Below are 19010 nucleotides of genomic sequence, written 5' to 3' on the forward strand. Positions count from 1 at the left end.
GGTGCCGGACTCGGTGGTGCCCATCCGCTCGGCCATCGTGTCCATGTCGATCTCCTTGTCCTGCACGGACAGGGCGTTGCGGGCGGCGGCGGGGCCGCAGTAGTAGAAGTTCGGCTGGGCCTCGTAGTCGACCGAGAGCACGCGGGTGCCGTCGCGCTCGTTTTGGGCGGTGGGGGCGGCGAACGCGGCGGTTGCGGGGGCGGCGATGGCGCCACCGGTGGTGATCAGGCCAGCAGCAGTCAGGGCGGTCTTACGAAGGATGTCGGTACGCATGATGATCGAAGCCTTCCGCTCGGGGGTGCCGCGGGCGCAGGGGGCGCGCCAGCGGGTCGCAAGTGGTGGTTCGAGAAGAAATCGAAAAGGGGTTCCGCCCGGCCGGGGGGTGTTCCTCGGGCGGCCCGGGGGATGTAACCAACGCCGACCCGGTGGCATTCCGGGGGCGGGCGACCACCGGCGGTCCGGCGGGGCGGCGGGGCGCTCGCGGCTGCCCTGCATGGTTACGCCAGGTATAACCACCGGCCCCCGGCACCGATTCCCCGCCGGCTGTGACCTAGACCACCCGACAATCCACCCAGACTCAATGGTCGGGTGCAATCTGCCCAGCTCGCACGTGCTTTGGAGCCGGACATACGACTCAGACACGCCGTCCGGTGACACCGTGGCCCTGGACTCCGCCTGCTCCGCTATGCCGGCCCGGACTCCGCCCGCTCCGTTATGCCGGCCCCGGTCGGGGGCGCGGCGCGGGTGTCGTGACCTGCACCGTCGGCGGGTCAGTGGATGTCGCTGGCCAGGAGACCTCGGGGGAGCGGTGGAAGGCGATGCCGGCGGCCGTCCACCGGGGTCCCTGCCCGGCCAGCCGGGTGCGAAACGCCGCCCAGTCATGGGTGGCCCGCGGTGACCAGCCCAGCTCCGCGATGGCGGGTAGCCGGGGCAGGAGCATGAACTCGATCTCCGCCAGCGAGGTGACCGACTCGGTCCAGAGCGGGGCCTCCACCCCCAACACCGACTCCGCCGGCACCTCCGTCACCTGGGTCGCCGGATCCCAGTCGTACGCCTGCCGTACGTCGATCAGGCCCGCCCAGTCATGTCCGATCGGGGTGTCGGAGGCGTACTTCATGTCCAGATACGCGTGGTTACCGGGGGAGAGGATCAGCCGGGCGCCGCGGCGGACCGCGTCGGCGGTCGTCGGGTCAACGCCGTCGGTGCCCCACCACTGGAGCACCCGTCCCTCGAGGTGGGCGGCCGGAGCCAGCTGGTGCCAGCCCACCACCGTCTTGCCGAGCTTGGCCACGATGTGTTGCGCCCGTTCCACGAATCCGGTGTACGCCGCTCCCTTCACTTTGAAGGCCTCGTCCCCGCCGATGTGCAGGAACGGCCCGGGGGTGCGCGCGGCTACCTCCCCCAGCACGTCGGCGACGAACTCGTACGTCTGCGCGTTGGCGGGGTCCAGGTAGCTGAAGCCGACCTCGGTGCCGGTGTAGGGCGCCGGTGTGCTCCCGTCCGGGGCCAGCTCCGGGTAGGCGGTCAGCGCGGCGTTGGTGTGTCCCGGCAGGTCGATCTCCGGAACGATGGTGAGGTGCCGCTCGGCGGCGTACGCGACGATGCGCTGATAGTCGGCCGGCGTGTACCACCCGCCGGGGCCGCCACCGACCGCCGTGCTTCCGCCGATCGTGGTGAGCCGCGGTCGGGATTCGACCGCGATCCGCCACCCCTGGTCATCGGTGAGGTGCAGATGCAGGTGGTTGAGCTTGTAGCGGGCGAGGTGGTCGATCACCCGCAGTACGTCGTCAACCCCGAAGAAGTGCCGGGCCACGTCGAGCATGGCACCCCGGTACGGGAAGCGCGGCCGGTCGAGAATCGATCCACCGGGCAGCGTCCAGGTGGCGCGGACCGGCGTGCTGCGCTCGATCGCGGCTGGGAGAAGCTGGCGCAGGGTCTGGGTGCCGTGGTGGAGCCCGGTCGCGGTGGCGGCGCTGATGCGGACGCCGGTCGACGTCACGTCGAGTCGGTAGCCCTCGGGGCCGAGCTCGGACTGCTCGGCGAGGACGAGCGCGATGCCGTCGGCCAGCTCGGGGTGCGGGGCTTCGGTGATCGGGAGCCGATATCCGGTGGCCGGCCGGAGTAGGTCGGCGAGGCGTTCGGCGACGGCCCGCGCGGCGGGGTCGGGGCTGACCCGCACCATCGTGTCGGCCGTCAGCGTGAAGTCAGCGTGGGGCTCCGGGCGCACCTGCTCGGGTGCGGGCACCACGTCGCCCAGCCGGACCGGGGCGGGGGCGAGTCGGGTGCCTGCTTCGTGGGCCGCCAGCCGGGCCAGTTCGGCCGCCGCCGGCTCGGCCGCCGCCGGCTCGGCCGCTGCCGGCTGGACGGGTGCCGGGGTGGATGTCGTCGGGGTGTTCGCGTCGCCGTCGGTGGCCGGCACGGTGCCCGTCGCGCCCGAGATCGCGGGTGCGAGCCGGTGTTCCGGCTGCTGCGGCGAGGTGGCGGGGGTGGGGTGCACGGAGCTGCCTTTCGGGGGTGTATTCGCGGTGGTTATGGCAAGGCTTCACCGAGAGCGTTGCATCAAGGGTACGGCGGCATGGCGGATGCGTGATCGTGCGCGTGGAAGCGTTTCCAAAAACGGGTACGAACACGGAAAGTGGGGACGACTGTGCCGATTGTCACCGAACGGTCCCTGGGGGTTCGAAGTTCGCCTAACCTTCGCCCCACGATCGGCAGCGTGGCCACGGACCGTCGGCGACCGGGCCGGCCCGGTGGCAGCTGAACCTTCGTCAAGTGACACATCCGGCGTGCGTGGGAGGCTCTGGTGGCAGCGCAGGAGAAAGTCGATCACAAGTACGTATATGACTTCGCCGAGGGGAACAAGGACCAGAAGGAACTCCTCGGCGGCAAGGGCGCCAACCTGGCCGAGATGACCAACCTCGGCCTGCCGGTGCCGCCTGGATTCACTATCACCACCACGGCCTGTCAGGCGTACCTCGCCACCGGTAGCGAGCCGGCTGGCCTCGCCGACCAGGTCGGCTCCCACCTCGACGCCCTGGAACAGGAGATGGGGCGAACCCTCGGTGACCCGGAGGACCCGCTGCTGGTCTCGGTGCGCTCCGGCGCCAAGTTCTCGATGCCGGGCATGATGGAGACCGTCCTCAACGTCGGCCTCAACGATCGGAGCGTCGTGGGGCTGGCCCGACAGGCCGGTGGCTCGGCGGGCCCTAGTTCCGCCAGCGACAGCGACCGGTTCGCGTGGGACTCCTACCGTCGCCTGATTCAGATGTTCGGCAAGACCGTCTGCGATGTGCCGGGGGAGGACTTCGAGCACGCCCTCGACGACGCCAAGCGGGCCAAGGGCAGCGACCTGGACCTGGACCTGACCGCCGACGACCTCCGGGCACTGGTCGACACCTACAAGGAGATCTTCCGCCGGCGCACCGGCCGGGACTTCCCACAGGAGCCGCGGGAGCAGCTGGACCTCGCGATCCGGGCGGTCTTCGAGTCGTGGAACGCCGAGCGGGCGGTGATCTACCGCCGCCAGGAGCGACTTCCCGCCGAGGCGGGCACCGCGGTGAACGTGGTCGCCATGGTCTTCGGCAACCTCGGTACGGACTCGGGGACCGGCGTCGCCTTCACCCGCGACCCGGCCAGCGGGGCCCAGGGCATCTACGGCGACTACCTGGCAAACGCGCAGGGCGAGGATGTCGTCTCCGGGATCCGCAACACGGTGCCGCTGCAGGAGCTGGAGCGAATCGACAAGAAGTCCTACGACGAACTGCTCGACTACATGGCCCGGCTCGAGCGGCACTACAAGGATCTCTGCGACATCGAGTTCACCATCGAGCGGGGCAAGCTGTGGATGCTCCAGACCCGGGTCGGTAAGCGCACCGCGGCCGCCGCGTTCAACATCGCCGGGCAACTCGTTGACGAGGGCCTCATCGACCTGGACGAGGCGCTGCACCGGGTCAACGGCGCCCAACTCGCCCAGCTGATGTTCCCGCGCTTCAACCTGGACCACGAGTTCCAGCCGGTCGCCACCGGTATCGGCGCCTCCCCGGGCGCGGCCGTCGGCAAGGTGGTCTTCACCTCGGCCCGCGCGGTGGAGCTGGCCAGCCAGGGCGAGGCGGTGATCCTGGTCCGCCGGGAGACCAACCCGGACGACCTCAACGGCATGATCGCCGCGCAGGGCATCCTCACCTCGCGGGGCGGTAAGACCAGCCACGCCGCCGTGGTGGCCCGCGGCATGGGCAAGACCTGTGTCTCCGGCGCCGACCAACTCAGCGTGGACATCCCGGCAAAGCGGTTCACCGTGGCCGGACAGACCGTCAACGAAGGCGACGTGGTGTCGATCGACGGCACCACCGGCCAGGTCTACCTGGGCGAGGTGCCGGTGACGCCGTCCGAGGTGGTGCGGTACTTCGAGGGCACCCTCGACCCGGAGCAGGCCGACGATGTACTGGTACGGGCCGTGCACCGGATCATGACTCACGCCGACGACCGGCGGCGGTTGGCCGTGCGGACGAACGCGGACAACAAGGCGGACGCGGCGCGGGCCCGGCGCTTCGGCGCGCAGGGAATCGGCCTGTGCCGCACCGAGCACATGTTCCTCGGCGACCGGCGGGAACTGGTCGAGCGGCTCATCCTCGCCTCCACCGACGCCGACCGGGAGCAGGCGCTGGCCGCGTTGCTGCCGTTGCAACGGGCGGACTTCATCGAAATCTTCCGCGAGATGGACGGGCTACCGGTCACGGTGCGGTTGATCGACCCGCCGCTGCACGAGTTCCTTCCCCCACTGGAGCAGTTGGCGGTCAACGTGGCGGTGGCCCAGGAGCGGGGCGAGGCCGCGGCCCGGGAGGAGGCGTTGCTGGCCGCCGTCCGGCGGATGCACGAGGAGAACCCGATGCTCGGCCTGCGTGGGGTCCGGCTCGGTCTGGTCATTCCCGGCCTGTTCGCCATGCAGGTCCGCGCGATCACCGAGGCCGCCGTCGCGGTCACCGAGTCCGGTGGGTCCGCCTTCCCGGAGATCATGGTCCCGTTGGTCGGTGCGGTGCAGGAGCTGGAGACGGTACGCACCGAAGCTGAGAAGATCATCGCTGAGGTGGTCGGTGACAGCGGTGTCGAGGTGTTGATCGGCACGATGATCGAGGTGCCGCGGGCGGCGTTGACCGCCGGCGAGATCGCCGAGGCGGCGCAGTTCTTCTCGTTCGGCACCAACGACCTGACCCAGATGGCGTGGGGCTTCTCCCGCGATGACGTGGAGGGCGCCTTCTTCTGGCGCTATCTCGAGCTGGGCATCTTCGGCATCTCGCCGTTCGAGTCGATCGACCGGGACGGGGTGGGCCGGCTGGTGCGGATCGCCGCCGAGGAGGGACGTGCCGCCCGGTCGGAGCTCAAGCTCGGCGTCTGCGGCGAGCACGGCGGTGACCCCGACTCGGTGCACTTCTTCCACGAGGTCGGGCTGGACTACGTCTCGTGCTCGCCGTTCCGAGTGCCGGTCGCCCGGTTGGAGGCGGGGCGGGCCGCCGTGGAGACCGCCGGATCGGACAGCCGCTGACGTGGCGGGCGGTGGTGCGGCCACACCACCGCCCGCCCGCGCCAGCGGGTCGGTGCGTCGTCATGGGTCGCCCACCGTCCACCCGTCCACCGGCCGGCGTAGCCTGGCCGCATGAATCCGGTCGGCCCGGACCAGCGGCGGTGGGTGGCCGAGCCCGCGAAGGACACCGGGCAGGGCCGGTCGGCGTTCGAGCGAGATCGCGCCCGGGTGCTGCACTCGGCGGCCTTCCGGCGGCTCGCCGCCAAGACCCAGGTGCACACGGCCGGTACCGACGACTTCCTCCGCACCCGGTTGACGCATTCGTTGGAGGTCGCCCAGGTCGCCCGCGAGATGGGCAGCCGGCTGGGCTGCGACCCCGACGTGGTGGACGCCGCCGGGCTCGCCCACGATCTTGGGCACCCGCCGTTCGGACACAGCGGCGAGGAGGCGCTGGACGCCCTCGCCACGGCCTGCGGCGGCTTCGAGGGCAATGCGCAGACGCTGCGTGTGCTCACCCGCCTGGAGGCGAAGGTGATCGGCCCGGACGGCGCCTCCGCCGGGCTGAACCTCACCCGGGCCACCCTCGACGCGGTCAGTAAGTATCCGTGGCCGCGCCGGCCGGGGGAGCGCAAGTTCGGCGTCTACGCCGACGATCGCCCGGCCTTCGAGTGGCTGCGCGCCGACGTGCCAGACGGGCAGCGGTGCCTGGAGGCGCAGGTGATGGACTGGGCCGACGACGTCGCGTACTCGGTGCACGACGTCGAGGACGGCATCCACGGCGGGTACGTGACGCTGGGTCCGCTGCTGGCCGACGCCGACGAGCGGGCGGCGCTGGGTGCCGATGTAGCGGTGGCCTACTCCAACGAGTCCCCGTCCGACCTGGCTGAGGTGCTGGTTGACCTGCTCGCAGACCCGCTGCTCGCGGCGCTGGTCGGCTACGACGGGAGCCACCGGGCGCAGGCCACGCTGAAGGCGACCACCAGCGTGTTGACCGGTCGCTTCGTCGCCGCCGCCGTGGCCGCCACCCGGCGTCGGTTCGGGCCCGGCCCGCACCGACGGTACGCCGCCGACCTGGTCGTGCCGCGTGAGGTCCGGGCCCGGTGCGCGCTCCTCAAGGGCATCGCCCTGCGGTACGTGCTGCGTCGTCCCGGCTCCGCTGCCCGGCACGAGCGGCAGCGGCAGCTCCTCGCCGGCCTGGTGGCGGGCCTGGCCGATCGGGCACCGGACGCGTTGGACGCGGTGTTCGCCCCGCTGTGGCGGGCTGCCGGAGACGATGCGGCCCGGCTACGGGTGGTGGTCGATCAGGTGGCGTCGTTGACGGATCCGGCGGCGGTTCAGTGGCATGCCCGGCTCTTCGGCCGTTCAACCGGTGTCGGCGAGCGGGTCGACTTAGGTTAACCTAACCACATGACGGATCGTCCGAAGAAGGTCACGTCCACCCGCGTCGTCCGGATCGGACGGCCCACCCCGCACGTCGTTCGGCTGGTCCTCGGCGGCGACGAGCTGGCCGGACTGCCGGTCGGCGAGTTCACCGACCACTACATCAAGATTCTCTTCCCGGTGCCCGGTGCGGTGTACCCGGAGCCGATCGACCTGGCCGCGATCCGTCGGGACCTGCCGGCCGCGCAGTGGCCGCGGCTGCGCGCGTACACCGTACGGGCCTTCGACGCCCGCGCCGGTGAGCTGACCGTGGACGTGGTGTACCACGGCGACGAGGGGCTGGCCGGGCCGTGGGCTGCGGCGTTGCGCCCCGGTGACCCGGTGCACTTCGTCGGCCCGGGTGGGGCGTATGCCCCCAACCCCGACGCCGACTGGCACCTGCTGGTCGGCGACGAGAGTGCCCTGCCGGCCATCGCGGTCGCCCTGGAACGGCTGCCCGTCGGCGCGCCGGCCACCGTCCTGGTCGAGACCAGCGGACCGGCCGAGGAGCAGCCGCTGCCCAGCCCGGGGCAGGTGCGGCTGACCTGGCTGCACCGGGGTGACCGGCCGGTTGGCGCGGCGCTGGTCGCGGCGGTCCGGGCGCTGGACTTCCCACCCGGGGTGCACGCCTTCGTGCACGGTGAGGCGACCTTCGTCCGGGAACTGCGCCGGCTGCTGCGGGGCGAGCGGGGGGTTCCGCGCGAGCGGCTCTCCATCTCCGGCTACTGGCGTCGCGGTGTGGACGACGAGGGCTGGCGGGCCAGCAAGGCGGAGTGGAACCGCCAGGTCGAGGCCGAGGAGTCCGTCGCCATCCCGACCTGACGCCGACCGTTCCGATTTCGCCCCGGTGTTACCCCCGCCACCCGCAGGATGGCAAGGGGACATCGGTGGCGCGGCGGGCGGCGGCTCGTCGTCGGAAGGGGCGGACATGGACGAGTGGGCGGGGCAGCGGGACGCCGACAGGAGCGTGGACCGACTGCTGCTGGGCCTGGCCGTCGGTGGTGTGCTGGCCGTCGTGGCCTGGGGGGTTTGGACGCCCGAGTCGGTCTCCAGCGTTGGACAGTCCGGCCTGAGCTGGGTCATCACCACGTTCGGCTGGTTGTTCGTCGTCGCGGCGAATGTCTTCCTGGTGCTGACCTTCGTGCTGGCCCTCTCCCGGTTCGGCACCATTCGGCTGGGGGCCGAGACTGAGCGGCCGGAGTTCACCACCCTCGCCTGGGTCGCCATGATGTTCAGCGCCGGGATGGGGATCGGCCTCGTCTTCTTCGCCGTGGCCGAGCCGATCCAGCACTACGCCTCGCCGCCGCCGGCCACCGGGGCCGAACCGGAGACCGGCGCTGCGGCCTCGGTCGCCATGCAGTTCACCCTCTTCCACTGGACCCTGCACCCCTGGGCGATCTACGCGGTGGTGGCGCTCGCACTGGCGTACTCGACCTTCCGCAAGGGACGGGAGAACCGGATCTCGGCGGTGTTCCGCCCGGTCTTCGGCCGCCAGGCCGACGGCACGGTCGGGCGGGTGATCGACCTGCTGTCGGTCTTCGCCACGGTCTTCGGCTCGGCGACCAGCCTCGGCCTCGGCGCGCTTCAGGTCGCCGCGGGCCTGGACCGGGTCGCCGGGATCCCCAGCAGCAGGGCGGTGGAGCTGGTGGTGATCGGGGCGTTGACCCTGGCCTTCGTCGTCTCGGCCTTCTCCGGGCTGTACCGGGGCATCAAGTGGCTGTCCACCACCAACGTGGTGCTGGCGGTGTTGCTGATGGTCTTCGTCTTCGTGGTCGGCCCGACCGTCTACGTCCTTGATGTGCTGCCCGCCTCGATCGGCGACTATCTCAGCAACCTGATCTTCATGTCGACCCGAACCGGAGCCTTCTCCGAGTCGTCCTGGTTGGGCTCCTGGACAATCTTCTACTGGGCTTGGTGGATCTCCTGGGCGCCGTTCGTCGGCACCTTCATCGCCCGTATCTCCCGTGGCCGTACGGTGCGCCAGTTCCTGATCGGTGTGCTGTTGGTGCCCAGCGGGGCCAGCGTGGTCTGGTTCGCGGTGCTGGGCGGCAGCGCGCTGCGGGTGCAGGCCACCGGTGGCGCGGACCTGGTCGCCGAGACCGCCGCCGGCACCGAGAATGCGCTCTTCGGGTTGCTCGAGGCGCTGCCGCTGGGCGTGCTGACCAGCGTGCTGGCCATGGTGCTGGTGACGCTCTACTTCGTCACCAGCGCCGACTCCGCCTCCCTCGTGCTCGCGTCGCTGACGTCCCGAGGTGCGCTGCGCCCGCGCCGGGTGATCGTCGTCACCTGGGGGGTGCTCATCGGTGGAACCGCTGCCGTGCTGCTGCTGGCCGGCGGCCTGAGCGCGCTCCAACAGGCGACGATCATGGTCGCGCTGCCGTTCGTGGTGGTGATGCTCGGCCTCGCCGTGTCGCTGGTCAAGGAGATGCTCCAGGACCCGGCGGTGCGGGCGCGCCCGCCCCACCAGCATGGGCTGGCCGAGGCCCTCCACCGCGCCCGCTCAACCAAAGAAGAGGAACACCACCCCCGCTCGACCAAAGAAGAGGAGGAGTAGCCCCCCGACCATCCTGGTCTCGCGCCGTGGGTCCCGCGGTGGGGCTTCGGGTGGTGGTCGCCGTGCCCGCGTCCCCCGGCCACCGGGACGTCGGTCGGACAGGGCAGGATGTACGGCGAGGAGGTGGCGGAGATGACGGGGCGGATCCGGGACGAGGACATCGCGTTGGTCCGCGAGCGCACCTCGATCGCGGAGATCATCTCCGAGACGGTCACCCTGCGGTCCGCCGGTGGCGGCAACCTCAAGGGGCTCTGCCCGTTCCACGACGAGAAGAGTCCGTCGTTCAACGTGTCACCGGCCCGTAACGTCTGGTATTGCTTCGGCTGCGGCGCCGGCGGAGACGCCATCAAGTTCCTGATGGATGCCGAGCACCTCAGCTTCGTCGAGTCCGTCGAGCGGTTGGCCGGCCGCGCCGGCCTTCAGCTCCGCTACGTGGCCAACGACCACACCACCCCCCGGGCCCGACCGCAGCAGGGGCAGAAGCAGCGGCTGATCGCCGCGCACGCGGCCGCGGTTGAGTTCTACCGGGCGCAGCTGACCACCGCCGGAGCCCGGCCGGCCCGCGAGTTCCTCGCCGAACGTGGCTTCGACAAGGCCGCCGCCGAGCGGTATGCCTGTGGCTTCGCGCCCGACGGGTGGGATCTGTTGACCCGCCACCTGCGCCAGCAGGGCTTCAGCCACGACGAGCTGGTTACCGCCGGGTTGTCCCGGCCGGCCCGGTCGGGCAGCCTGATCGACCGGTTCCGTCGCCGGCTGCTCTGGCCCATTCGAGACCTGGCCGGTGACGTCGTCGGCTTCGGCGCCCGCAAGCTCTTTGCCGACGACGACAGTCCGAAATATCTGAACACCCCCGAGACGCCGATCTACAAGAAGTCCCACGTCCTCTACGGCATCGACCAGGCCAAGCGGGAGATCGCCAAGCAGGGCAAGGTGGTCGTGGTCGAGGGCTACACCGACGTGATGGCCTGTCACCTGGCCGGGGTGCCGACCGCCGTGGCGACCTGTGGCACCGCTTTCGGCGGCGACCACATCGGGGTGCTGCGCCGGCTGCTGCTGGACACCGACGCCGTCGCCGGGGAGATCATCTTCACCTTCGACGGGGACGCGGCCGGGCAGAAGGCGGCGCTGCGCGCCTTCGACGACGATCAGCGCTTCGTCGGGCGTACCTTCATCGCGGTCAGCCCGGACGGCATGGACCCCTGTGAGCTACGGCTGGCCAAGGGGGAGCTGGCCGTTCGGGATCTGGTCGCGCGTCGTGAACCGCTGGTCGACTTCGCGCTGCGGCACGTGATCGGCCGGCACGACCTCGACACCGTGGACGGTCGGGTGGAGGCGATGCGCCGGGCGGCCCCGCTGGTGGCCAAGATCAAAGATCGGGAGAAGCGTCCGGAGTACGTCCGCAAGCTCGCCGGGGACCTCGGCATGGAGATCGAGCCGGTGCAGCGAGCCGTGCTGGCTGCCGCTCACGCCCCCGGCAAGGCGAACACCGCCCCCGGCAAGGCCAACACCGCGCCCGGCGGGGCCCCGGCACAGCCACAGCCGTCGGCACCGGCGGAGAGCCCGCAGGCGGCTGTCGAACGGGAGGCGTTGAAGTTGGCCCTTCAGGCGCCGGTGCTCGCCGGGCCGATGTTCGACGCCGTGGAGGCCACGGAGTACCGCCATCCGGTGCACGTCGCGGTCCGGGTGGCGGTGGCGGCGGCCGGGGGAGCGGCGACAGCCACCGGCGGTGCGGTCTGGATCGAGTCGGTCCGCCACGCCTGCACCGACCTCGCCGCCCAGGCGCTCGTTGGTGAGCTGGCCGTCGAGCCGTTGCGAATCGACGGGGAGCTCGATCCGCGCTACGTGTCGGTGACGATGGCCCGCCTCCAGTGGGGGGCGGTGACCGGCCGGATCCGGGAGCTCAAGTCGAGAATTCAGCGGATAAATCCGGTCAGTAACAAGGACGAGTACTTCGCCGCCTTCGGTGAACTGCTGTCCCTCGAGCAACATGCCCGGGCGCTGCGTGAGCAGGCCGCGGGTGGGCTGTGATGCCGACCGCCGGCGGGTGCGGGGGCCGGTAGCCGTGGGAGGGTGCTAGATGGGGTTGTTCCGTCGCCGGCCAAAGCTGCCGCCGGCAGACCGTCCACCGCTCGTCGCCGGGGAACGGGTGCTCGCCTGGGCGGCCGCCGGTGGTTGCGCGGAGGGCAGCGTACTGGTCGCCACCAACCTCGGGCTCTGGTTACCCCGGCGGGGGGAGCGGCTGGGCTGGCACGACATCCTCCGGGCGGTCTGGTCTGGACGGGAGTTGGTGGTCACCGCCGCCGAGCCCGTCGTCGAGCGGGACGGCTACCTGGTGGTGGCCGACCGCCCCACGGAGACCTACCCGTTGCCGGACCCGGGTGAGCTGCCGCACCAGGTGCGGGAACGGGTGACCCGCTCGGTGGCGTACACCGAGGCGTACTCGGTGCCCGGCGGCGCCGGCCGGGTCGTCGCCCGACGAGTGCCGGGGGTCGATGGGCTGACCTGGACTGTCCGGTACGAGCCGGGCACCCCGGTCGACGATCCGGCCGTCCGTGCGGAGACCGAGCGCCTGATCGCCGCGGCCCGCGCCGCGACCGCCGCGCCGGAGGCGTGACCACGCGCCGGGGAGGGGCGCCGGAGGCGTGACCACGCGGCCCGACCCCGCAGCGGGCCCCGCCGCGGGGTCGGGAGCGGCTGGCTGGGCAAGAACCCGGTGGGGAGTGTCGGACCGGGTGGCTAGGGTCAGGGGGTGACCACGGCTCAACCACTCATCCAGGCGCGGGGGCTGGTGAAGCGGTTCGGCAGCTTCACCGCGGTCGACGCCATCGACGTTGCGGTCCGGGCCGGGGAGGCGTTCGGCTTCCTCGGGCCCAACGGCGCAGGCAAGTCGTCCACCATGCGCATGATCGGTTGTGTCTCGCCGCCCAGCGGCGGGGAGCTGCGCATCCTCGGCATGGATCCGGTGCGAGACGGGCCGGAGATCCGGGCCCGCCTCGGTGTCTGCCCCCAGCTCGACACGCTCGACCCGGAGTTGACCGTCCGGGAAAATCTGATCACCTACGCCCGCTATTTCGGCATCGCCCGCCGGGTGGCTCGGCTGCGCGCCGCCGAGCTGCTCGATTTCGTGCAGCTCAGCGAGCGGGCCGACAGCAAGGTGGAGCCGCTCTCCGGCGGCATGAAGCGACGGCTCACCATCGCCCGTGCGCTGGTCAACGAGCCTGAGATCGTGCTTTTGGACGAGCCCACCACCGGTCTCGACCCGCAGGCCCGGCACCTGGTCTGGGAGCGGCTGTTCCAGCTCAAGCAGCAGGGTGTCACGCTGGTGCTCACCACGCACTACATGGACGAGGCCGAGCAGCTCTGCGACCGGCTGGTGGTGATGGACGGTGGGCGGATCGTCGCCGAAGGCTCCCCCCGCGTGCTGATCGAGCAGCACTCCACCCGCGAGGTGGTCGAGCTGCGCTTCGCGGGCGAGTCACAGGAGCCGTTCGTCAGTAAAATCGACCAGCTCGGCGAGCGGGTCGAGGTGTTGCCCGACCGGATCCTGCTCTACGTGCCCGACGGCGACGCGGCGGTGGCCGAGGTGACCGCGCTTGGCCTGCACCCGATCAACGTGCTGGTGCGGCGCAGCGGCCTGGAGGATGTCTTTCTGCACCTCACCGGCCGCACTCTGATCGACTGAGGCCGCGAGGAGCCGGGCCGGAGGGCCGGGTGGATGGGGAGCGAAGGCATGACACAACTCGCGGCCAAGCGGGCCCGGCCTGGCCCGGCCCGGGTGCCGGCGTTGGCGGTGCTGCAATACCACCTGGTCGGTTACCGGCACACCTGGCGGGGCGGGGTGCTCTCGTCGTTTCTGCTTCCCACGCTGACCGTGCTCGGCTTCGGCGTGGGAGTCGGGGCCTTCATCGACCAGGGTGTCGAGGGCGTCTCCTACCTGGAGTGGATCGTCGGGGGGCTGCTCGCGTCAACCGCGTTGCAGGTGGCGATCGCCGAGTCCACCTGGCCGGTCTACAGCAGCCTCCAATGGACAAGAATCTACTTCGCCCAGTATGCGGCACCGCTGCGGGTAACGGACATCATGGCCGGTCAGCTGGCGTTCGTGCTGTTCCGGGTGCTGACCTCGGCCGCGGCGTTTCTGCTGGTGACCGGGGTCCTGGGGGCCCTGCGCTCGCCGTGGGCGGTGCTGGCGCTGCCGGTGGCGGCGCTGCTCGGACTGGCTGTTGCCGCACCCACCTTCGCGTACGCGGCAACGGCCTCCAGCGACAGTTGGCTCGCCTTGCTGTTCCGGTTTGCGGTGATCCCGATGACGCTCTTCGCCGGGGTCTTCTTCCCGGTCGAGTCGCTGCCGGTGGGGCTGCGCTGGCTGGCGTACGCGACGCCGCTCTGGCACGCGGTTGACCTGAGCCGGGCGGCCACGCTCGGCACCGCGCCGGTCTGGTCGGTCACCGGCCATCTGCTCTACCTCGCCGCCTGGGCAGTCGGTGGGTGGCTGCTCGCCCACCGCGCACTGCGCCGCAGGCTCGTCGTCTAGGAAGGGGGCGTCATGGTCGCTCTGGTGCTGCCCCGGCTGATGGATGTGTCGGCGGCGTCGCGACGGTCGGCCTCAGTAGCCGAACGGAACCTCTCGGCCCTGAGGTCGATCTATTGGCTGTTGCTGGTCTCCGGCTTCATCGAGCCGCTGCTCTACCTCTTCTCCATCGGGGTCGGGGTGGGGGCGCTGGTTGGTGACCTGACGCTGCCCGGCGGAGCGGTCGTCAGCTACGCAGCGTTCGTCGCGCCCGCGATGCTCGCCTCGTCGGCGATGACCGGATCGTTCGCGGAGACCACCTTCAACTTCTTCGGCAAGATGAAGTACATGAAGCTGTACGACGGGGTGATCGCCACTCCGGTGCAGCCGTTCGAGATCGCCCTCGGTGAGCTGGCCTGGGCGATGCTCCGGGGCAGCGCCTACTCCGGCGCGTTCCTCGTGGTGATGGTCGTGATGGATCTGACCACCGCAGCCCGGGCGGCGGTCGCCTTCCCGGCGGCGGTGCTGGTCGGTTTCACGTTCGGGGCGATCGGCATGACGATCGCCACCTTCATGCGGAGCTGGCAGGATTTCGACGTGTTGGGGTCGGCGCAGTTCGTGCTCTTCCTCTTCTCCGGCACGTTCATCCCGGCGCAGGCCTACCCGACGCTGCTGCGTTGGCTGGTCGAGGTGACTCCGCTCTACCGCGCGGTGCACCTGATCCGGGGGATCACCGTCGGCGGCAGTGGCTGGACGTGGCTACTCGACATCGGATACCTGCTGGTGGTCCTGGCCATCGGCCTCGTTATTGCGTCCCGCCGGATGAGCCGGTTGCTGTACCGGTAACCGGTGTGCCGGCGAAGGGGTCGTCCGCGGCGACCGGGTTCCATCGCTGGCCGTTGCCGCCGAAGGTCTCGCCCAGCTTGGACTGACCGAGCTTGTCTCGGCTCTCGCTGTAGAACCGGTTCGCTTGTGCCTGCGCCACTCCCGCCGCCTCCTGGACGGTCGGGTGGTCGACGATCTTGCGACCCCAGACCACCAGCTCCTCGTACGCTTCCCGGCCGGCGCGGGCGCCCAGGACGAATCCCACCGCCATCCCGCCCAGGAACATGATCTTTCCGCGCATGGCGGCTCCTTCCGTACCTGACGTGTTAACTCCCCATCCTGCTCTCCGCGCTGGTCTCCGGGTGCCCTGACGCCGATTTATCCGGAACATCCTGAATATTGGAGTGGAGTGCCCGCGTTAGCACCCGCAACGGCGCGGTAACCCCCTCGACTGGGACCGCCGGTAGTCCTGTACTCTTGTCCCGTCGCACGGCGCACCGGAGCTCCGGAAGCCGGGCGTCGGCACGATCCCCCGTAGCTCAATTGGCAGAGCAGCCGGCTGTTAACCGGCAGGTTTTTGGTTCGAGTCCAAACGGGGGAGCTCCCTCCCCATCAAGCCCACCGACCCAGGTCGGTGGGCTTCCTTCGTTTTTGGTACCGGAACCGGAGCCGGAGGGCAGGATGGGAGAGGTTGATCAAGATCCCTAACGCGCCGCAGGCGCATCGGGTGGGTGCGGATGTCCGGGAAAGGTGCCGCGGGCCGGGGCACACTGGTCGCCCTGCTCATCGCGCTCGCCTGGCTCGTGGTCGGCGGCCTCGCCGGGCCGTACACCGGCAGACTCAGTGAGGTCACCACCAACGACAACGCCGCCTTCCTCCCCACCGACGCCGAGGCGACCCGGGCCCAGGATCTCTCCGAACTCTTCGTGGACCAACTGACCACCCCGGCACTCATCGTCTACGAACGCACCAGCGGCATCACCGCCGCCGACCAGCAGCAGATCGCCGCCGACACGGCCGAGATCGCCGAACTGCCCGGTGTGGTCGGCCCGCTGCCGCCGCCGATCCCCAGCGCCGACGGGCAGGCGGTCAAGCTGATCGTCCCGGTGGACGACGAGCAGGGCGAGGAGATCGCCGACGTCGTAGCGGAACTGCGTACCGTCGTCGGTGCGGACCGAGACGGGCTCACCGTCAACGTCACCGGTCCGGCCGGCCTGCTCGCCGACCTGATCGACGTCTTCTCGGCGATCGACGGGACGCTGCTGCTGGTCACCCTCTGCGTAGTGCTCCTCATCCTGCTGGTCGTCTACCGCAGCCCGGTGCTGTGGATCTTCCCGCTGCTCGCCGCTGGCATGTCCTTCTCGCTGGCCACGGCGATCGTCTACTGGCTCGCCGAGGCCGACATCCTGACCCTCGACGGGCAGGCGCAGGGCATCCTCACTGTGCTGGTCTTCGGCGCCGGCACCGACTATGCCCTGCTCCTGATCGCCCGGTACCGGGAGGAGCTACACCGGCACGACAAGCCTGCCGCCGCCATGCTGGCGGCCTGGCGCGGCGCCGCCCCGGCGATCACCGCCTCCGCCGGCACCACCATCGCCAGCCTGCTCTGCCTGCTGCTGTCCAGCCTGAGCTCCAACCAGGCACTCGGGCCGGTCGCCGCCATCGGCATCGGCGCCACCCTGCTGGTGATGCTCACCCTCCTACCCGCGCTGCTCGTGCTCGGCGGACGCCGAGTGTTCTGGCCACGCCAGCCGCGACTCGACCACGCCGAGCCGCAGGCCGAACACGGCATCTGGGGCCGCGTCGCGGGGTTCGTGGCCCGCCGGTCCCGACCGGTGTGGCTGGTCACCGCGCTCGGGCTGGCCGCGCTCGCCCTCGGTCTCACCCAGCTGAGCGTGACCACCCTGGGCGAGAGCGACCTGTTTACCGAGCCGACGGACTCGGTCGCGGGCCAGGAAACGATTGCCCGCCACTACCCGGCCGGCACCGGTAGCCCGGCCATCATCTTCACCCGCCAGGAGACCGCCGAGCAGGTCGCCGCCGTGGCCCAGGAGACGCCCGGCGTCGTTGCGGTACGACCGGTCACCGACCGTCCCGGCGCCGGTCCAGGCTCGGACTCGGACGGCGGTGCACAACCGACCGAGCCGCCGAAAGTCGTCAACGGGATCGTGCAACTCGAGGCGACCCTCGCCGACGCACCGGACTCCGACGGCGCCGAGGAGACCATTCGCGACCTACGGGTGGCGGTCCACGCCGTACCCGCCGCCGACGCGGTCGTCGGCGGCGTCACCGCGATCAACATCGACACCGCTGACGCCTCCACCCGAGACCGCAACGTCATCATCCCGGTGGTCCTCAGCGTCATCGCCGTCATCCTGGCGCTGCTGCTGCGCGCCCTACTCGCCCCGCTGCTGCTCGTCGCCACCGTGCTGCTCTCGTACGGTGCCACGCTGGGCCTCTGCGCGCTGATCTTCGAGTACCTCTTCGACTTCCCCGGTGTGGACGCCTCCTTCCCGCTGTTCGCCTTCGTCTTCCTGGTCGCCCTCGGCATCGACTACAACATCTTCCTGATGAGCCGGATCCGGCAGGAAGCGGTGCGGCGGGGTACCCGCTCCGGGGTGCGGTACGGGCTCGTCGTCACCGGGGGCGTCATCACCTCCGCCGGCATCGTGCTCGCCGCGACGTTCAGCGCCCTGGCCGTACTCCCGCTGGTGGTGCTCATCGAACTGGGGGTGGCGGTCGCCGTGGGCGTCCTGATCGACACGATCATCGTCCGCTCGCTGCTGGTGCCCGCCCTCGCGTACGACATCGGGTCGAGGATCTGGTGGCCGAGCCGGCTGGCCCGGACCAGCGGAGAGCGGGAGCCGCGCGATGCGGGTTGATACCGATGTGGTGATCGTCGGTGGTGGCCTGGCCGGGCTGGCTGCGGCGCGCCGGCTGCACCGCGCCGGGGTGCCCTGGCGGCTCCTCGAAGCGAGCGGCCGGATCGGCGGTCGGGTCAGCACCGACCTCGTTGACGGGTTCCGGCTGGACCGGGGTTTCCAGGTGCTCAACACGGCCTACCCGCGGCTCGGCACCCTGCTGGACGTCAACCAGCTCGACCTCGGGTACCTCGTCCCCGGGGTGCTGGTGCGCCACGGCGACACCCACACCAGACTGGTCAACCCGCTCCGCGAACCCGTTGGCGCGCCCGCCACCCTGCTCGCCGGAGTCGGGTCGCTGCGCGATCGACTCCGCCTCGCCGCACTCGCCACCGGCGCCGCCACGCTGCCCGCGAGGCAGCTACTCAACGCCCCGGAGACCACCACCGAGGCGGCACTGCGTCGCGCCGGCCTCTCCGACACCATCATCGAGCAGCTGCTGCGGCCGTTTCTCTCCGGCGTCTTCCTCGAACGCCAGCTGGAGACCTCCAGCCACGTCTTCGCGCTGGTGCTGCGCTCCTTCGTCCGGGGCCGCATCGGCCTGCCCGCCGAGGGTATGGCCGCGTTGCCGTACGCGATCGCCGCCCCGCTCCCCGCCGCCCTGATCGAGCTGGACACCCCGGTTAACCACGTCGCGCCCGGTCGCGTGCGGACCCCGGCCGGTGCCGTCACCGCCCGCGCCGTCGTGGTCGCGGTCGACCCACCCACGGCGACCACCCTGCTGCCGGCGCTCTCCGCGGTCCGGATGCACAGCTACACGACCTGGTATCACGCCACCGAGACGGCGCCGCTGACGGAGCCGATTCTGCTCGTTGACGGTGACCGCCGAGAACTGATCGCCAACTCCGTTGTGGTCAGCCAGGCTTCCCCGACGTACGCGCCGAAGGGCCAGCACCTCGTCGCCACCTCGGTGGTGGGCCCGACCGTACCGCCTGAGCCGGTGATCCGAACTGAGCTGGCTCGGCTCTACGGACAGTCCACCGCCGACTGGGCTCATCTGAGCACCGTCACCATCGCCGGGGCGCTCCCCGCCGTGCCACCGCCACAGGGGCGGCTGCGGCGGCCGGTCGCCCTCGGAGACGGCCTCTTCGTCGCCGGTGACCACCGGGACAGCCCGTCGATCCAGGGTGCGCTGGCAGGCGGCTGGCGTGCCGCCGGCGCGGTCCTCGCATACCTGCGGCCAACGGCCTGACCGCTCCTCGGCCGAGCAGACCGGGAGCACACTGTTATCCTCGCGTTGCCCATCGTGCTACAGCGCCTGGCGCC

Annotated in this window: 14 protein-coding genes and 1 tRNA gene; 12 read left to right on the forward strand and 3 right to left on the reverse strand. The window is 70.9% G+C overall.

What is annotated here, in order from left to right:
- Together K228_RS0119120 and K228_RS0119125 are read right to left on the reverse strand one after the other, a co-directional pair.
- On the reverse strand, positions 1-273 hold a 273-nt coding region (locus K228_RS0119120), incomplete at its 3' end, for a C39 family peptidase (protein WP_025619885.1).
- Positions 274-712: 439 nt separating this feature from the next.
- Positions 713-2497 (reverse strand): beta-N-acetylhexosaminidase, encoded by a 1785-nt coding sequence (locus K228_RS0119125; RefSeq protein WP_025619886.1) that lies wholly within the window; start codon positions 2495-2497, stop codon positions 713-715.
- A 306-nt stretch (positions 2498-2803) separates the two neighbouring features.
- Between K228_RS0119125 and ppdK the strand changes: the two genes are divergently transcribed.
- The 9 genes from ppdK (at position 2804) to K228_RS0119170 (ending at position 14844) form a co-directional block, all read left to right on the forward strand.
- Positions 2804-5539 carry a pyruvate, phosphate dikinase gene (gene ppdK / locus K228_RS0119130; protein WP_025619887.1) on the forward strand — a complete coding sequence of 912 codons (2736 nt, stop codon included), beginning with the start codon at positions 2804-2806 and terminating at the stop codon, positions 5537-5539.
- Between the two features lie 111 nt (positions 5540-5650).
- Positions 5651-6916: a deoxyguanosinetriphosphate triphosphohydrolase gene (locus K228_RS0119135; RefSeq protein ID WP_025619888.1), complete on the forward strand. Its 1266-nt coding sequence runs from the start codon at positions 5651-5653 to the stop codon at positions 6914-6916.
- Between the two features lie 9 nt (positions 6917-6925).
- Complete coding sequence (locus K228_RS0119140; RefSeq protein ID WP_025619889.1) at positions 6926-7759, forward strand: siderophore-interacting protein; 834 nt, start codon at positions 6926-6928, stop codon at positions 7757-7759.
- 106 nt (positions 7760-7865) lie between these two features.
- Positions 7866-9491, forward strand: a complete 1626-nt coding sequence (locus tag K228_RS0119145; protein ID WP_025619890.1) for a BCCT family transporter — start codon at positions 7866-7868, stop codon at positions 9489-9491.
- Between the two features lie 108 nt (positions 9492-9599).
- Entirely contained in the window at positions 9600-11519 is a 1920-nt protein-coding gene (gene dnaG, locus K228_RS0119150) for a DNA primase (RefSeq protein WP_025619891.1), read from the forward strand.
- A 49-nt stretch (positions 11520-11568) separates the two neighbouring features.
- Complete coding sequence (locus K228_RS0119155; protein ID WP_025619892.1) at positions 11569-12105, forward strand: hypothetical protein; 537 nt, start codon at positions 11569-11571, stop codon at positions 12103-12105.
- Positions 12106-12240: 135 nt separating this feature from the next.
- A complete protein-coding gene (locus K228_RS0119160) occupies positions 12241-13173 on the forward strand; it encodes an ABC transporter ATP-binding protein (protein ID WP_025619893.1) in 933 nt (310 codons plus the stop codon).
- A 48-nt stretch (positions 13174-13221) separates the two neighbouring features.
- Positions 13222-14022 (forward strand): ABC transporter permease, encoded by an 801-nt coding sequence (locus K228_RS0119165; protein WP_025619894.1) that lies wholly within the window; start codon positions 13222-13224, stop codon positions 14020-14022.
- Positions 14023-14034: 12 nt separating this feature from the next.
- Entirely contained in the window at positions 14035-14844 is an 810-nt protein-coding gene (locus K228_RS0119170; RefSeq protein ID WP_025619895.1) for an ABC transporter permease, read from the forward strand.
- Here the strand turns inward: K228_RS0119170 and K228_RS0119175 are convergent.
- Entirely contained in the window at positions 14804-15124 is a 321-nt protein-coding gene (locus K228_RS0119175) for a hypothetical protein (protein WP_025619896.1), read from the reverse strand. The two genes, K228_RS0119170 and K228_RS0119175, sit on opposite strands and share 41 nt — an antisense overlap.
- Before the next feature lie 227 nt (positions 15125-15351).
- Between K228_RS0119175 and K228_RS0119180 the strand changes: the two genes are divergently transcribed.
- The 3 genes from K228_RS0119180 to K228_RS0119190 all read left to right on the forward strand — a co-directional run bounded on the left by K228_RS0119180 (position 15352) and on the right by K228_RS0119190 (position 18936).
- Positions 15352-15424: transfer RNA gene (locus tag K228_RS0119180), tRNA-Asn, on the forward strand.
- Between the two features lie 136 nt (positions 15425-15560).
- Positions 15561-17705: an MMPL family transporter gene (locus K228_RS0119185; RefSeq protein WP_025619897.1), complete on the forward strand. Its 2145-nt coding sequence runs from the start codon at positions 15561-15563 to the stop codon at positions 17703-17705.
- On the forward strand, positions 17695-18936 hold the full coding sequence (locus K228_RS0119190; protein WP_025619898.1) for an FAD-dependent oxidoreductase: 1242 nt from the start codon (positions 17695-17697) through the stop codon (positions 18934-18936). Before K228_RS0119185 ends, K228_RS0119190 begins: the two co-directional genes overlap by 11 nt.
- Positions 18937-19010: the final 74 nt, after the last annotated feature.

It is taken from the genome of Salinispora cortesiana, from assembly GCF_000484695.1.
In the GTDB taxonomy this organism is placed as follows: Bacteria; Actinomycetota; Actinomycetes; order Mycobacteriales; family Micromonosporaceae; genus Micromonospora; species Micromonospora cortesiana.

What these genes read in the sequence shown, in the direction of transcription:
- K228_RS0119155 (WP_025619892.1), top strand. Translation starts at nt 11,569, where the DNA reads ATGGGGTTGTTCCGTCGCCGGCCAAAGCTGCCGCCGGCAGACCGTCCA.
- K228_RS0119185 (WP_025619897.1), top strand. Translation starts at nt 15,561, where the DNA reads ATGTCCGGGAAAGGTGCCGCGGGCCGGGGCACACTGGTCGCCCTGCTC.
- dnaG (WP_025619891.1), top strand. Translation starts at nt 9,600, where the DNA reads ATGTACGGCGAGGAGGTGGCGGAGATGACGGGGCGGATCCGGGACGAG.
- K228_RS0119140 (WP_025619889.1), top strand. Translation starts at nt 6,926, where the DNA reads ATGACGGATCGTCCGAAGAAGGTCACGTCCACCCGCGTCGTCCGGATC.
- K228_RS0119135 (WP_025619888.1), top strand. Translation starts at nt 5,651, where the DNA reads ATGAATCCGGTCGGCCCGGACCAGCGGCGGTGGGTGGCCGAGCCCGCG.
- K228_RS0119175 (WP_025619896.1), bottom strand. Translation starts at nt 15,124, where the DNA reads ATGCGCGGAAAGATCATGTTCCTGGGCGGGATGGCGGTGGGATTCGTC.
- K228_RS0119190 (WP_025619898.1), top strand. Translation starts at nt 17,695, where the DNA reads ATGCGGGTTGATACCGATGTGGTGATCGTCGGTGGTGGCCTGGCCGGG.
- K228_RS0119165 (WP_025619894.1), top strand. Translation starts at nt 13,222, where the DNA reads ATGACACAACTCGCGGCCAAGCGGGCCCGGCCTGGCCCGGCCCGGGTG.
- K228_RS0119145 (WP_025619890.1), top strand. Translation starts at nt 7,866, where the DNA reads ATGGACGAGTGGGCGGGGCAGCGGGACGCCGACAGGAGCGTGGACCGA.
- K228_RS0119170 (WP_025619895.1), top strand. Translation starts at nt 14,035, where the DNA reads ATGGTCGCTCTGGTGCTGCCCCGGCTGATGGATGTGTCGGCGGCGTCG.